General features: G+C 55.2%; 14 protein-coding genes and 1 pseudogene. 3 read left to right on the top strand and 12 right to left on the bottom strand.

Features of this window, described 5'->3' with window-relative positions:
* Positions 1–72: 72 nt before the first annotated feature.
* Positions 73–993, bottom strand: a complete 921-nt coding sequence (locus tag DWU98_RS02765; protein ID WP_230474625.1) for a MarC family protein — start codon at positions 991–993, stop codon at positions 73–75.
* Between the two features lie 503 nt (positions 994–1,496).
* Between DWU98_RS02765 and DWU98_RS02760 the strand changes: the two genes are divergently transcribed.
* Positions 1,497–1,769, top strand: coding sequence for an XAC0095 family protein (locus tag DWU98_RS02760; protein ID WP_115493914.1), 273 nt, complete (start codon positions 1,497–1,499; stop codon positions 1,767–1,769).
* Positions 1,770–2,355: 586 nt separating this feature from the next.
* On the opposite strand, the gene DWU98_RS02755 is transcribed toward DWU98_RS02760, so the two are convergent.
* The 5 genes from DWU98_RS02755 to DWU98_RS02740 form a co-directional block, all read right to left on the bottom strand.
* On the bottom strand, positions 2,356–3,111 hold the full coding sequence (locus DWU98_RS02755; RefSeq protein WP_147293180.1) for a hypothetical protein: 756 nt from the start codon (positions 3,109–3,111) through the stop codon (positions 2,356–2,358).
* A 368-nt stretch (positions 3,112–3,479) separates the two neighbouring features.
* Positions 3,480–3,641 carry a helix-turn-helix domain-containing protein gene (locus DWU98_RS22085; protein WP_196239453.1) on the bottom strand — a complete coding sequence of 54 codons (162 nt, stop codon included), beginning with the start codon at positions 3,639–3,641 and terminating at the stop codon, positions 3,480–3,482.
* Between the two features lie 146 nt (positions 3,642–3,787).
* Positions 3,788–4,222 (bottom strand): hypothetical protein, encoded by a 435-nt coding sequence (locus DWU98_RS21585; protein WP_147293179.1) that lies wholly within the window; start codon positions 4,220–4,222, stop codon positions 3,788–3,790.
* 334 nt (positions 4,223–4,556) lie between these two features.
* On the bottom strand, positions 4,557–5,480 hold the full coding sequence (locus DWU98_RS02745) for an RDD family protein (RefSeq protein ID WP_115493911.1): 924 nt from the start codon (positions 5,478–5,480) through the stop codon (positions 4,557–4,559).
* A 384-nt stretch (positions 5,481–5,864) separates the two neighbouring features.
* Complete coding sequence (locus DWU98_RS02740; protein ID WP_115493910.1) at positions 5,865–6,293, bottom strand: hypothetical protein; 429 nt, start codon at positions 6,291–6,293, stop codon at positions 5,865–5,867.
* 397 nt (positions 6,294–6,690) lie between these two features.
* Here DWU98_RS02740 and DWU98_RS02735 point away from each other — a divergent pair, with 397 nt between their 5' ends.
* Complete coding sequence (locus tag DWU98_RS02735; protein WP_115493909.1) at positions 6,691–7,536, top strand: MBL fold metallo-hydrolase; 846 nt, start codon at positions 6,691–6,693, stop codon at positions 7,534–7,536.
* A gap of 378 nt (positions 7,537–7,914) precedes the next feature.
* Positions 7,915–8,202, top strand: a complete 288-nt coding sequence (locus DWU98_RS02730) for a DUF2845 domain-containing protein (RefSeq protein WP_115493908.1) — start codon at positions 7,915–7,917, stop codon at positions 8,200–8,202.
* Positions 8,203–8,311: 109 nt separating this feature from the next.
* Here DWU98_RS02730 and DWU98_RS02725 read toward each other — a convergent pair whose 3' ends face one another.
* The 6 genes and pseudogenes from DWU98_RS02725 to DWU98_RS02705 all read right to left on the bottom strand — a co-directional run bounded on the left by DWU98_RS02725 (position 8,312) and on the right by DWU98_RS02705 (position 14,932).
* On the bottom strand, positions 8,312–8,638 hold the full coding sequence (locus DWU98_RS02725) for a hypothetical protein (protein WP_115493907.1): 327 nt from the start codon (positions 8,636–8,638) through the stop codon (positions 8,312–8,314).
* A 39-nt stretch (positions 8,639–8,677) separates the two neighbouring features.
* Positions 8,678–9,661: a hypothetical protein gene (locus tag DWU98_RS02720; protein WP_115493906.1), complete on the bottom strand. Its 984-nt coding sequence runs from the start codon at positions 9,659–9,661 to the stop codon at positions 8,678–8,680.
* 185 nt (positions 9,662–9,846) lie between these two features.
* A pseudogene (locus tag DWU98_RS22525) lies at positions 9,847–10,044 on the bottom strand (DUF4747 family protein); the annotation flags it as partial.
* A gap of 4 nt (positions 10,045–10,048) precedes the next feature.
* Positions 10,049–10,279: a DUF4747 family protein gene (locus DWU98_RS22635; RefSeq protein ID WP_484488894.1), complete on the bottom strand. Its 231-nt coding sequence runs from the start codon at positions 10,277–10,279 to the stop codon at positions 10,049–10,051.
* Between the two features lie 121 nt (positions 10,280–10,400).
* Positions 10,401–11,018: a hypothetical protein gene (locus DWU98_RS02710; RefSeq protein WP_115493904.1), complete on the bottom strand. Its 618-nt coding sequence runs from the start codon at positions 11,016–11,018 to the stop codon at positions 10,401–10,403.
* A gap of 422 nt (positions 11,019–11,440) precedes the next feature.
* Positions 11,441–14,932: a methylmalonyl-CoA mutase family protein gene (locus tag DWU98_RS02705; protein ID WP_115493903.1), complete on the bottom strand. Its 3,492-nt coding sequence runs from the start codon at positions 14,930–14,932 to the stop codon at positions 11,441–11,443.
* Between the last annotated feature and the right edge of the window lie 134 nt (positions 14,933–15,066).

The raw sequence follows: 15,066 nt of genomic DNA, 5'->3' as shown, positions 1-15,066 counted from the left end.
AGATAAACAAACGGGCAGCTTCACCTACGCGTAAAATGTCGTGGAATAAGTGAAGCCGCCCGGTTCTCTGGCTTAACCAAAAAGCGTTTTGAGCCCCGTAACAGCAATCTGCAGCCCCACGCAAAAAATAAAAAACGCGATCAAGCGATTGAAAATCCGCTCCCCCTGGGAGCCGAGATAGCGTTCGATGCGCTGCGTATTGAGAAAAAACACGTACACCAGCACGCACATCACCACGATGGCCAGCAGGATCGCGGTCATGTTGTACACGGTCTTGCGCAGGTCGACATCCGCACCATGCGCGCTCAGCGTCAGCAATACCGAGATCGTTCCCGCGCCGGTGGTCAGCGGAAACGTCAATGGGTAAAACAACTGATCGTCGATGTTGCGCGCTTTTGCTTGACCGACATCATCGTTGCTGTCTGCAGTTGAATCTTTATCGGTCGTCAGGAATTCCCAGCCCATCCTGCAGATCATGATGCCGCCCGCGAGCTGCACCACGGGAATGGATAGCCCAAACAATTTCAATATCCATGCGCCGGCGATCAGGGTAACGGTGCAGACGCAAAACGCGTACAGCGTGATTTTGGCTACCGCCTGCTTTTTGCCGGCACTATCCAGGTGAGCGAAATACGGCATCACCACAAAGGCCGTACCGATGGGATTCACCACCGGGAACAACGCCACCACGCCGATAAAAAGCAGATGGATAAACTGTTGGAGTTCGGCTGCCATGTCCGCCACACCTTGGTTAGAGGAATGATCTGCCTGTATTGCCGGATGGATGATACGGCCTCCGGAACGGGTCGGGGGCCTGACTCGCCACGTTTTGCTCGTCATTCCGGCGAAGGCCGGAATGACGTCTCTCGGATGGAAGAATGGCCGCCGTAGGTGGGGGGGTGATTCCCACCCGCTTACCGCGTGATACGGCGGCAAAAAAAACGCCGCGGCACACCCCATCGTGGCGATCGAAAGACGACCGCTCCATTTCAAAGAGGCCAGCGTAAGCGTCGTTAAAAAGGAGAAAACGGAAGGGAGGCAGATAACCTCATTTAACCACTTCCGTCCCTGGAGCTTTCTTCGCGTAGGCGTTTGCCAACATGTCAAAGCACTCGCCACCGACAGATAACATGCCGCGCTTATGCGAAGGTTCGGTTGTCGGGCGTGCCCATCCTCTTTGATGACTGCGACACGCCTGACATGATGTGAAGTAACGCGGATCGCCCGAGTAGCAGCTCAGACGACCCGCTGGCCACCACCAACTAAGATGGAGTTAATGATGGTTACGCTCGATCATACGGCACCGGCACGTCTTCGTGCTCCCACCATGGTGCATTTCACCTACTTCACACCCGCGTCAGCGGCGCGACGTCGAGCCAAAGTGGGCATTCGTCAAAACGGAAGCAGCTGATTCCTACAAAACGAGCAGGATTTTTCCTGTAGCCCTTCACGCCGCGCGCAATACGCGGCGTGATCTAAACGTGTGGAGAACGCTCATGAAAGACACACCCGGCACCCGCATGGGGCCGCAACTGTACCTGTTATCCGAAGACAGTTATTTGGAGCTCAAAGAAATCCAAACGATGGTTCACCTCATGGCACGCATAGCCCGTGGAGATGCCGGTGATGCGCACGGCACTACCACCGTGACGATAAGCCGTGCCGAGCTCTATCGCGTTTTTATCCAGATCAGCGAGCAGATTGGCGAGGCGTTGGATCAACTGAGGAATGAAAATTGGTTTGCTGATCAACAGCGGGCGTGGCAGTGATGCGGCCAATGCGGAAGCTCAGTGCGCATCCTTTTCCCGTTCCTCACTTTCGCGTAGCGATGCTTCCGTCAGCACAACCTCGTATAGGTCGAGGCGGCTTTTGGTTCGAACCGCCCACCATGAAATTAGATAGGTGACCGTCAGCAGGGCCAGGAGAAAGCTGCTGAGCACGATCCAGCCTGGTGGTCACGGGTTCGTCATCGTCCTGCCTGTACTTGGCTACGCGCAACTCCAACCATTCAAAACTAAACGTCGCTGGCGCCGGCTCTACACTGGTTTCCAAAGCCGCGTCGGATATCGTGCTCGACATCTCTTCCATGACCGTCCCCCTGCGTTCTCTCACATCGTTTCAGCGTTAATTTGATAAGTCGTTTGATGGGCGAATTGAAGAAGGTCCGGCCACGATCCACCGCATTCGACGTTGACATACGTTGGTGTCGTCACAAAGCGCAGCAACATTCAACAGTCCGGACAAATCAGGAAAATTGCTCGCACTGGCGAACTTGCCACCTTTGCTCGTCGTTCCGGCGAAGGCCGGAATGACGAGCAAAACGTCGGGGAACCTCAGACTCTGATCCTCTTTAAATTATTCGACAGTAAACGAAGCAATCTTGGATTCATTGACGGACGCTGACGATTGCACATGTTCGGCAACGGTTATGCCGTAGTTTTCCAAATAGGCGAATTTCACGGTCGACTGAAGGACGTCGTTTTGATTGAAAAAATGGCAACTTATCGTCCACGCTTCGCCCGATAGTGTTGCGTTCAATTCCGAAGCCGGCTGTGCATCGCCACGCTCGCACGATGTGTGGCCATCGCGGTAGTTCATGATCTGCGCGGAGGTTCCGTACTTATATTTGTATTCGAGTCCGGACCTAAACGAAGAAATGGGGTCGAAGTGCTCGAAACTCTTCATTTCCATTTCCATGGGAGCGATGTTGGCCCCCAAATTCATCGATTGGCCTTTGATAGTGATCAGGTTTCGATAGCTGAGTTGGTAGTCTTGGGAGAACGGTACGCCATTGCGCGAATTCTCCGACATCACTTCGACGAGGCCATTACCGACATTGGTAAGCGTGTACGTTTCGCTTGTTTTGTAGGTTTTGTCTTTGTTTTCCACATCGTTGTCCCAGTTGAGCTGGTAGACGATACGCTTGAACTTCATCTGCCCGCTGTCAGCGTCAGTGATGGTTTTATACACCCCAGTCGATAAACTGCTCGGTGAAAAATGGCTAGCGAGAAAACCGGCCTTGTCTTGCTGGACGTCCTTGACTTGCACGTTGTTGATGCAGCCCGACAGAAGACTGGTGGCCGCAACACAAAGTGCGGCGCGCACGATCACTGGAAGCTTCATACCGATCCTTTACCGTTGGTCACGTCCCTGGGGGTAGCGCCATGCCGCCACGCTGGAACGTATCCAGTAAGGCATGCAATGTTCACTTCCCCGCCCCTGTAGCGCCTGGCGACGCTGACAAAATCATGCGTGATTCGGTGTTTGCTGAAAAGCCCTCGCTGCAGATGTCCGGGACGTTGTCCATCGCAGCGGGCGGCCGAATCGATTCGCATGTTTTTGCGATTGTTGCGTAGAGAAAGAGCCGGGTTACAGGACCCCAAATAAAAGGCCCGTCTATGGACGGCCCTGAACTGCCCCGAGATTAGGGCACTGGACGATACAACACTGATCCGTGGGTGATCACGCTGCTCGTGGCGTTAACCAATCAGGGCAGCCAGCACATGCTTTGGATCCCTCTCAATGGCACGCAGAAGCGCTCTAGCAGGACCCGTTGGATTGCGGCGCCCCTGCTCCCAGTGATGAATCTCGTTCATCTCGGTAACGCTTTGCATCAGCTCGTTGAATAGGTTCTTATCCATCATCACCTCCACTGCTCGATGATTTGCTTCAGCACTTTTTCTGTTCCGAAGTCAGGTCATCGACTTCATTTTTCGCATAGGCCAAAAAGCATTGCAATCTGCTCTCGGCCAGAAACAGGCGTTAAGGGTGCGGAGAAAAGCCGTACTCAATGATGCCGTAGTCGATACATGCCAGCGAACGTAATACCCATCCCACCACAGGCGTCGTTATCTGCCGCAACAAGGTAATCGCCCAAAAGTCGAATGGACACCTTACAGGGATCGGAATCGTCGTTCGACGTTACGACGCCATTTTTTGGTTTGCCCGTTATCGAGAAGTCTCCGTAAATTTCAACATCTCCTCCATCAGGACCTAAATCCCTAACCGCATGACCTTTGATATCGAGCTGACCATCAACCATAGATTGAACAGTTATTTTTGCCGTCTCGTTCTGCCATACACCAACCCATCGGACTACCGGCTGGGGTGAACTGTCAGTGCCATGCCATCGAGACGCCGGAATCCAGCCGAACATCGTCGCTAGCTTGCCCTTCTGAGGCACTCCGACGCAGACAGACGCGCCAACCTGGCGCACCTCCACGCCAGTGACTCCCCCGCGCGCAAAGCAAGGCGTTCCGCCACATTGCGGATCGGAGCTATCAAATGCCTCTCGTAACTGAGAGGGCATCCCTTCGGTGACTGCTCCTGCACTCCAAGTGGCAATACGCGTCGTCACCGCTGGGCCATTCCAATCTTCTGCACGGCAATAGCGGTCCTCTTCGGCTTGTGCGCACGTGATGGACGTGAGAAGAATGAATAGACAACTGACTCCTAGACGCGATAGGCCCATCGTGCATCCTCCCTGTTTTATCAGTCACTTTACTGATCTCGAATTGAAATTTTGCGTACCCAATCAAAAAAGCCGCCGCTCAGCGTCACCCAAGCTCACCAGGACTGGACCTATACATCTGCGTGGTCCCGCCTGAGGCGATACCGATATCGAAGCCGTAGGGGAGAGAAACGCTGACGACATCCTCCTGGGATAGATCGGGATCGTCTTCGGCCATGATGCGGGCAATGTTGCGGGCGTAATCAGGATCATCCGTAATAGGTGCATCTAAACGAATCGCCGCACCCAGGTAATGCACGGAGGCTCCGTTAGAGAAGAATGCCGAGCCACGATGGACCACGACCCGCATAACATGGGGCTTCGCTTTCACCGTTTGAGTCATCGGCGCGAGTCCAATGAGCAAACCCGTATTGTTGAAGTGCGTGATAGCCATCGGCGCACCCAGGGCGAGCATTGTGAACAGCGGTATGACTATCCAGTGTCCGCGCCATGGTCGCGGGAAATGGGCCTCGCTGCACTCGATTTCCACACGGATAACATACGACCCAACCACAAGATCGTGGAGGGATTGCCATGTGTTTCGGTTGAACACGTACAAGTAGATGGTGGCGAACCCGAGGCCAAAAACCGCCAGTACATGCAATGCGGGCGACAACGGTACAACTAGCGACAGAGGGTTTAGAAAATAAGGTGTGCCGAGTATTGCGCTTCGAGCCAAGGCTCGTCCCAAAGACAATGGTTCGCCCTGCGCATCTACCACGCAAATGCTGAGCAAGCGATTGCCTGGTGTTTGCCCTTCGCCGATGTGGCTATTGAAAACCCCGAAATATGCGAGCGCCACGGCAAAGCCGATAAGCCGTGCAGGCGCACCGACGTCCACGAGCGCATCGTAAAACAGCGTTCCAATCAGCTCTCCTATGATGAAGAGGATGAGCACATCGATGAGGAAAGCAAGGATGCGGCGCCAGAAACCTGCAATGACGAGTTTATCCTCGTTTTCGATAGGCATATCGACTCCACCGGTATGGGAGATATCTTGCAGGAAATTGGCGCGGGCTTACACCCAGGCAGGCGATTGCGCTCTGCTGTGGATGGGAGAGTTTGTAGCCAGATCGAGGATGGTGCTTCGAGTGAAGCTTTGCGCAGCAGGGCTTGGTTGTAGCGTTTTACGTTGCGGCTAACCTGAGCCTACGCCACCCCAGCCCTCCCCTGCCTGCTCAGGGGAGGGAGTGGTTATTGGCTTAAGCTGGGATCCGGCGCTGCATTGCCCTTCAACCCTCTCCCCGAAGGGAGAGGGAGTTTGGGTGGTGTGAGGTATGGGGTTGGGGGTTGTTTTACGTGTTGCAGAAAAGAGTTCAGCGTGCACCCTTTTCCGTTCCGGTTATACGTTGGCTTAAACGACCTGGGGAACCAACCGGCACCGCTTGCCTTCGGGCGCGGCACGCTTGCAATACACGTCAACGATGGCAACCGTGTTTTGGACGGAGTCGGTCAACAGAAACCGTTTCGCGACACCGGGCCCGTCCGAGTTGTCGATAGCCACAGTGACAAACGGCTGTGTGGCCATACCCTTCATCCGTAGGGCTTCGGACCCCTCAGCGGCCCGCGCCGCTTGTACGTACTGCCTGTGCGTGTTGCCAACAAAGGCCTGCAATCCGAAACCCATGGGCAGGGTGACGGCGTAGGTCTCGTATTGGGCCGCTGGCGCGGTGACCGAGAAATTTTGCAAATTGGTGGCTTGGGTCTGGTCTTGGGCGACACTGCTGCTGCCGACACAGGCAAGACCTAGCACGATGGTCGTGGCAATGATCGGGGGTTTCATAGTGGACTCCAAGCGGACGCCTATGTCCGCTGGAGAAGTGTCCGATGAAGCAGAGAAACAAAATGAGATAAAAGGCGAAACAAAACGGACGAACTTCGTTAAAGATATTTAAAAGATCTATCTCTCTTGCGAATTGTCGAAGTTTGTATGCGTCGTTCGTCGCACTTATATGCCATTCGTCATGGCGTTTTTTAAAGCGCTCGCCTCTATTCCGTTTTCGAGTTGTCGAATTTTGCACGCGTCATTCGTCGGGCTTATATGCCATTCGTCATGATACTTTTGAAGCGCCAATGATCCTTTTTTACAAGCGAACCCGACTCCGCTTTTGTCTGCTTTAAACCTGGGTTTCGGGCTCGCAGACTTTTATCGATTCAAACCTTGCGAAAAGGGGAACGTGATGCTGAGCTGGCAAATAGGCCGAGTGAAGGTCACTCGCATCGTTGAAATGGATTTGCCGGTACCGGTCAAATATCTACAGCAGGCCACGGCGGCCGAGCTGCGCAAGTTGACATGGCTCTATCCGCACTTCGTCAGCGAAGACGACAGTACGTTGAAGCTGAGCGTGCACGCGCTGCTAGTCGATGCGCCGGGGCTGAAGCTGGTTGTCGATACCTGCGTAGGCAACGACCGGCCGCGCGAGATCACCGGCGGCCTGCCGTTGGCGACGCCGTTTTTGCAGCATCTTGGCGAGGCCCGCTGGTCACGCGATGGCGTCGACGCCGTGGTATGCACACATCTGCACGTCGACCACGTCGGCTGGAACACGATGCTGGAGAACGGCAAATGGGTGCCGACCTTCCCGAAGGCGCGCTACCTCCTCGGTCGGCAGGAATACGAGTTCTGGCGCACCTATGATGACGAAGAGCAGCAGGCGATGCTTGGCGATAGCATCAAGCCGATCTTCGACGCCGGCCTCGTGCAACTGGTGGAGCTGGACCATGTGATCTCGCCGGAGATCCGACTCACACCTTCCATCGGCCACACGCCGGGCCACGTTAGCGTGATGATTGAATCGGAGGGGAAACGCGCGGTAATCACCGGCGACATGACCCACCACCCGAGCCAGCTAGCACACCTCCACTGGATGTTCGGCGACAGCGACCCCGAGGCCGCTACGCTCACCCGCAAGCGCCTCTTCGCCGAATGGGCCGATCAGCCGATTCTTGTTATCGGCACTCACTATGCCGCGCCTACTGCCGGCTACGTTGTTCGCGATGGTGCAGCGTTTAGATTCGTGGTGTAAAGGCGGTGGGAAAAGGGCTCTGATCCTGAGGTCTACCCGCCGTAGAGGGATGATCGTCGCCATCGCCACAATCAGCAAGGCAATTTACTTGCCACCGCCTACTTGTCGCCAGCCATCCCCCCACAAGTTCTATAGCACCATCGCTAATGTGAGCAAATGCACCGCTCTGCTAGCGTGAACCCCGCACGGGGGTTTCTATTCCTGCTCGCTAGCAAGGGAGGTTTACGATGTCGCGTGCTAATTCGCGATCTCGATTTACGCCTGCTCAACGTCTAGTTTCCGCATTTTTTCTTTTATTCGTCGCATTTGGAAATCTGCACGCATCGCCCTATTTGATGTGTATACCTTAGTACTGTAAGCAACATTGAGGAGGCGACTATGGCACGCTATCTGATACTGGTCCTTTTGCTTATCAGCGCTACTGCCTACGCAGAAAGCTCTCTACGCGTTGGCACCAAAGTGCTTACCATTGGTGACAGTGCAACAAGGGTGCAACAACTCATGGGGCAGCCCACTATCCGAACCTTTATAAGCACGCCATCCAGCAGTCTGCCGAACAATCAGCTAATGCCCGGTGAACAGTGGCAATATGCCCAAGACGGCAAGACAATTGTTATTACTATCGTTGACGGAAGAATTGTCAAATTCGAAACGCTTTACGAATAATGTAGCCAGCGAGAAATGGGCCAGAGGTAGTTAAAGAGATTTAATTACCCCCGGCCCCTTTATGAGAGTCTAGATATTTCTCCACGCACAGACCGAAAGGGAGCGAGCGCTAAGCTGCACCTAGCACCCCTGCAAGGACTTGAGATGCCTTTACGACATAATCCAATACATTATCCAGCTCATTTAGCTGATCAACGGCCTGCTGCGCTGCTTGAGTAACCTGATTCAACTGACCAGTCAAGCTGGCTATTTGTACGTCATTAACAGCGATCTGCTGCCTATGCAATTGGGTGAGCTTGTAGGTCAGATCGTCGGTATCATCCTTTAGTGCCTTCTGAGCAACAAGGTTTCCGGATTTCATTGCCGCAGTTTGTAAAGCGTATAGCGCATTAAGCGCGGCCTCTCCAGATGCGGTGCAATCGCTGATGCTCGCCATATATCGATTCTCCAATGCAATCGGTTGAGTTGCCTTTGGTTACTTCTTTACATGTGTCGCCGCAGTTGGCGCTTTTTTCGTCGGAGCAGGTGAGTTCTCTGCTGTCGTCGACGTAGTCGTCGATGCAGTCAGCCCACCGATAGCGGAATCGACCTGCTTAGCATCAGCGATAAATGCCTGCGCATCGCTTTCAACACTTTTCAAGTCCACGGCCGGGTTGGCCAAATCATCAGCCAAGTTTTGATGAAGCACAGCTAGCTTACTAACCAACGGACCAGGCGGAGTCGCTTGCGCAGCGTCTACAGCTTGAGTGAGTGATATGACCTTTGCTAGGTCCGAGGTGGACTTCGAACTGTTGTAACTAAACGTCGCGTCACCCAACTGGCGCATGTCGTCCTCAAGTACAGTCGAATACATATTCTGATCGTTCTGCTCGATGAGTGGTACCAACTTCTGTATTACAGGGTTTGCGTCTTTTGTAGCCGCGCGCAAAATGGCGAGCTGTTTCTTGTCTATGAAGAAGCAACCAAAAGTAGATGCGAGGCTTGCCAGTGGAGCGGCATCTCCTCCAATTAGTGGCTGCTTCGCTTCTTTAGCCATATCGCTAACGGATGAAGCTATGCTTGTGGCGTCTGATTGCAGAGCAGTGCATGTTTTGTCGGCCACTACCGACGACAGCAAGTTCGCATATTTCGTCAAACCACCCATGGACGAACTTTCCGTCGCCGGAGGGCTCTCCCCCTGGATTTGAGCGACGCAATCACCGGGTTTGTATGGACCGGGAACTCCATGGCACTTACTTAAGTCAACCACCACGCTCAGGCCGGCTGAATGCTGTATGTACTCGGCCAGTGCGACTTTCTGTTCTGCTGTGGCGAGCGTCTGTTCGCTCGCATTGGTTTGCGAGACGGCTTGGGAAAAGGAATTGATTCCTCCGGCATAATCGGCGGTGACGCACCCCGCAACTGCCAAAGACCCGCAAACCAAGAAACACAAACGGAGCAATTTGAATATCGAAACCATCAGTATTCACCTCCATTGACAATGGTCCAAGAAGTTACAGAATTGTCACTTACCTAGAGAATCACCAGCAATCCATAAATGACCACCTAGGGGGTATCACTCATGGTGGCGACAACCGAAGCGAGTTGGGCCCCACTTTTGCTGAGCTGAACAACTACGGTGCCAGATAGTGTTATTCAGCCAGGTTAAACGAACCTGCCCACGTCGGCGACATGTGTTCGCCGACCACTTATTACCGACTCTGCCTGACAAACTAAAAAGTGCGACGCTGGAACAAACACAAAGTAGAAATCGGCCATATTGGGGCGGAGTGAATCAGGAATCTGTATGCACTTGCGCTGGTCTTCGATGGTCACTCTCAGACTATCAACATCAAACCACGGCGCATCAACGTCCTAATTCAAGGAAAGTTGATAGCGAACCTCGCAGAACTTTTCTTCCACTGATCGTCAACTCCTGACTTCTCTCGACGCTCACCAACAATGCATGCCTATCCCCATGAACCGGAACAATCGAAAGCAAGTTGAAGGCAGCAGTAATCAAGCGCTCGTACACTCCCTCTGGATGATTAAGTACAACTATATTGGCCGCACAAACTGGAAATTTTTTCTCTCTCATTCCTTTCCCCTGTTATCCATGCAAGCACTCAGACTTAGCTATTGCGGTTTCCGATAAAACCCCTTGGCTCGCAGCTGCACCAAATCTACCTTCGTCTCTTACGATTATTTTGTAGCGAGAGTTAAAGCGGTCCGATTACATTGATGACCGTTAGCGATTGATCTTGTTGGTGGACGAATAAAGTTGACAGTCCTTTGAACGCCTTGATAGCGAAACCCATATTTACTAAGCGAGGCGAGATTGATATCGCGCCTAACAGGCATACTAGCCCACCAAGCAACGCAACTGACTTAAATAACCACGCTAGAATAGACATTACACCGATAGTGCCGAGCACCATGTACGCCACATTACAGGCATAGTATTCAATCATGGCCCACCTCCATCTTCCGCGCCATTTCCTTTTCCATTGCAAACTTGCTGTCTCAACATCATAAGTAAACCATGACCACGAAAGTGCCAGATTGGCTAACGCTGTTGGAGCGGCAGGTAGGTGCATCACACGTCGAACCAATGCGGCCGGGAGTGCTTCGCCAAAACAGTGGCGAATCATTAGTTCGAGCCAGAAATCGTCGTTCTTGTCGCCATTTTTCCAAAGCTCAAGAAATTCTTTGCGTGCCTGACTCCGACTACGCGTTAACGCAAAGAATCCCCGGATCGGTGCAGGCAGTGCGAACACAAGTAGGACGAGATAGGTCAACGGCCCACCCGTCTGAAGCATAGTTAGGGCGTCTTTCATATGCTCCGCCGCCAGCCGCTTAGGCAAGTTGCCGAATTAAGTCAGCCATCAATTTGCTATCGTCGTGGAAGCGCGGAACATCACGAATGCTCTGCTTACTTAGTTCGAAGAACGTAATGAGATCCCTCGAAGCTGTTACGCAGCCAATAGTTGGCGTGGCGGTTGCCGCCACGGCTAAAAACTTTGTCATTGTTTCCCCCTGCCCTTTTTTTAGATGCTTAATTCCCGCGGGAAATGCTAGCAAGGGTGCGGCGGGGGATTTGTAAAGGCAGCGTGATGAAAAGCGGCCACGTATTAACGGGCTTTGGAGGGATGGTGCTATTACAGGCGCTCGGTTAGGGCTCGATGCGCAAAATGTTGCGCTCCGAACAACCCCTCACCCAGCCCTCTCCCAAGGGGAGAAGGTTTTGCGTCGGCGCTTGTTACATATTGCGACGGTATTCACCGCCAACGTCGTACAGGGCATGGCTAATCTGCCCCAACGAGTTGTACTTCACCGCCTCCATCAACTGCTCGAATACATTCTTACGCTCACGCGCGGTGTTCTGTAGCGTCTTGAGGCTTTCCGGCGCCAGCTCGTTACGGGCTTTGCCGAACGCCTGCACGTTGTCGATCTGCTGGCCCTTCTCTTCTTCCGTGGAACGAATGAGTTCGATTTCGGTGGCGATTTCGCCGCCGTGGTCTTTGGGCAGGAAGGTGTTGACGCCGATGAGGGGCAGGCTGCCGTCGTGTTTTTTGTGCTCGTAGTACATGGATTCTTCTTGAATCTTGCCGCGCTGGTACATGGTGTCCATGGCGCCGAGCACGCCGCCGCGTTCGCTGATGGCTTCGAATTCTTTGTAGACCGCCTCTTCCACGATGTCGGTGAGGTCGTCGACGATGTGGCTGCCTTGCCACGGGTTTTCGTTGAAGTTGAGGCCGAGTTCTTTGTTGATGATCATCTGGATGGCGACGGCGCGGCGCACGCTTTCTTCCGTTGGCGTGGTGATGGCTTCGTCGTAGGCGTTGGTGTGCAGGCTGTTGCAGTTATCGAACAATGCGTACAGCGCTTGCAGGGTGGTGCGGATGTCGTTGAACTGGATTTCCTGCGCGTGCAGGGAGCGGCCGGAGGTTTGGATGTGGTACTTCATCATCTGGCTGCGTGCGCTGGCGCCGTAGCGCTCACGCATGGCGCGTGCCCAGATGCGGCGGGCGACGCGGCCGATAACGGTGTATTCCGGGTCCATGCCGTTGGAGAAGAAGAAGCTTAAGTTCGGCGCGAAGTCGTCGATGTTCATGCCGCGCGCGAGGTAGTACTCAACAATGGTGAAGCCGTTGCTGAGGGTGAAGGCGAGCTGGCTGATCGGGTTGGCGCCGGCTTCGGCGATGTGATAACCGGAGATGGAGACCGAATAGAAGTTGCGCACTTTGTGGTCGACGAAGTATTGCTGGATGTCGCCCATCATGCGCAGCGCGAATTCGGTGCTGAAGATGCAGGTGTTTTGCGCCTGGTCTTCTTTCAAGATGTCGGCCTGCACGGTGCCGCGCACGGTTTGCAGGGTTTCTTCTTTGATGCGGGCGTAGGTGTCGGCGTCGATGAGTTGATCGCCGGTGACGCCGAGCAGGCTCAGGCCCAAGCCTTCGTTGCCTTTGGGCAGGTCGCCGGAGTACGCGGGGCGCGTTTTGCTGGCGAAGAGTTGGTCCATGCGTTTTTGCGCGTCGGACCAGCGTGCAGGATCTTGCTTGAGGTATTTCTCCACGTTCTGATCGATCGCGGTGTTCATGAACATCGCGAGGATGATCGGCGCGGGGCCGTTGATGGTCATGGAGACGGAGCTGGTCGGCGCGCTGAGGTCGAAGCCGGAGTAGAGCTTCTTCATGTCGTCGAGCGTGGCGATGTTGACGCCGGAGTTGCCGATTTTGCCGTAGATGTCCGGGCGCGGCGCGGGGTCTTCACCGTATAGGGTGACGGAGTCGAACGCGGTGGACAGGCGCGTGGCGGCGCCGCCCTGGCTCAGGTAATGGAAGCGGCGGTTGGTGCGTTCGGGCGTGCCTTCGCCGGCGAACATGCGGGTGGGGTCTTCGCCGGTGCGGCGATAGGGGTACACGCCGCCGGTGTACGGGTAGTGGCCCGGCAGGTTTTCGCGCATGAGAAAGCGCAACTGGTCGCCCCAGTTTTTGGTTTTGGGCGGGGCGACTTTGGGGATTTTCTGGTGGCTGAGGGATTCGCGGTAGTTTTCTACGCGGATCACTTTGTCGCGCACTTTGTATTCGTTGACGTCGTCGGTGACGGATTTGTAGAGCTTGGGCCAGTCGCGCAGCAGGTGCAGGGCTTCGCTGCTGAGCTCGCGCAGGGCGGCGTTGTAGCGTTGGCGGAGCACGAGGAGGGAGCGCTCGGTTGCGGTGTCGTGCGTGGCGTCGTGATCGTAGCGTTCCAGCGGCTGCGGCAGCTTTTCATCGCCGAGTTCTTTCAGCGATTCGTAGTAGTGCTGGGCCTTGCTGGCGAATTCGGCTTCGCGTTCGATTTCGCTGTTGATGCCCCTGCCCTGCTCGGCGATTTCGGCGAGGTAGCGCACGCGTGCGCCAGGGATGAGGACGGTGGCGCGGGGTTCTTTGAGGGTGACGTCCAGCGTCGGCTGGAAATCGCAGTGGGTAGTTTCGATGGCGTGCTCGCCGCCCTTGGCGGTGAGCTTTTCGCGCAGCAGGCGGCACAGGTTGGTAAACATCCAGGTGACGCCTGGATCGTTGAACTGGCTGGCGATGGTGGGATACACCGGCACGTTTTCGTCTTTGAGCGTGAAGGCGTTGCGGTTGCGCTTCCACTGTTTGCGCACGTCGCGCAGGGCGTCTTCGGCGCCGCGCTTGTCGAATTTGTTGAGCACGACGAGTTCGGCGAAATCGATCATGTCGATTTTTTCGAGCTGGCTGGCGGCGCCGTAGTCGCTGGTCATCACGTAGACGGGGAAGTCGACGAGGTCGACGATTTCCGAATCGCTCTGGCCGATGCCGGCGGTTTCCACGATCACCAGGTCGTACGGCTGCGCTTTCAGGAAGTTGATGCAGTCGTGCAGCACTTCGTTGGTGGCGGCGTTCTGGCGACGCGTGGCCATGGAGCGCATGTAGACGCGATGGCTGCGCAGTGCATTCATGCGGATGCGATCGCCCAGCAGTGCGCCACCGCTGCGGCGGCGCGTGGGGTCCACGGCGAGCACGGCGATGCGCATGTGCGGGAAGGCGTGCAGGAAGCGCAGCAGCAGTTCATCCACCACGGAGGATTTACCCGCGCCGCCAGTGCCGGTCATGCCGAGCACGGGCGTGTGCTTGCCGGCAAGCGACCACTCTTTGCGCAGGCGCGCGAGTTCGGCGTCGCTCACCTTGCCTTCTTCGATGGCCGAGAGCATGTGGCCGATGCTGATTTCATCGTCGATGCTGATGGCAGGCGGGACGATGGCGTCACTCTGTTCGCGCTGGGCGGCGGCGCTGCCGGCGCGGTGCATGACGTCTTCGATCATTTCCACCAGGCCGAGCTTCATGCCGTCGTTGGGGTGGTAGATGCGCTCCACGCCGTAGGCTTGCAGCTCGCGGATTTCCTCCGGGGTGATGGTGCCGCCGCCGCCGCCGAATACGCGGACGTGGGCGGCGCCCTTCTCCTTGAGCATGTCCACCATGTACTTGAAGTACTCCACGTGGCCGCCCTGGTAGGAGGACAGCGCAATGGCGTCGGCGTCTTCTTGCAGTGCAGCACGCACGACGTCTTCCACTGAGCGGTTGTGGCCCAGGTGGATCACTTCCGCGCCCTGCGATTGAATGATGCGGCGCATGATATTGATGGCGGCATCGTGGCCATCGAACAGGCTGGCGGCGGTGACAAAACGCAGCGGACTGGTTTCGGCCTGCGCATCGGTGGCAGGAACGTGCTTGGCGGGGGAACTCATGGGGACTCCGAGAACGTATGTTCCAAACGCAACCATTCTAGTGGGGTTGCCTGTTAAACGGGTGATTGCAGGCTGGAAGCTGCGCCAGCGGGCGCTGTTTCCGCTGACCGGCGAGGATTACCATCGTTTTTGAA

The sequence above is a fragment of the Dyella monticola genome, assembly GCF_003363155.1.
Lineage (GTDB): Bacteria > Pseudomonadota > Gammaproteobacteria > Xanthomonadales > Rhodanobacteraceae > Dyella_B > Dyella_B monticola.
This window is presented reverse-complemented; position numbering and strand designations above follow the sequence as displayed.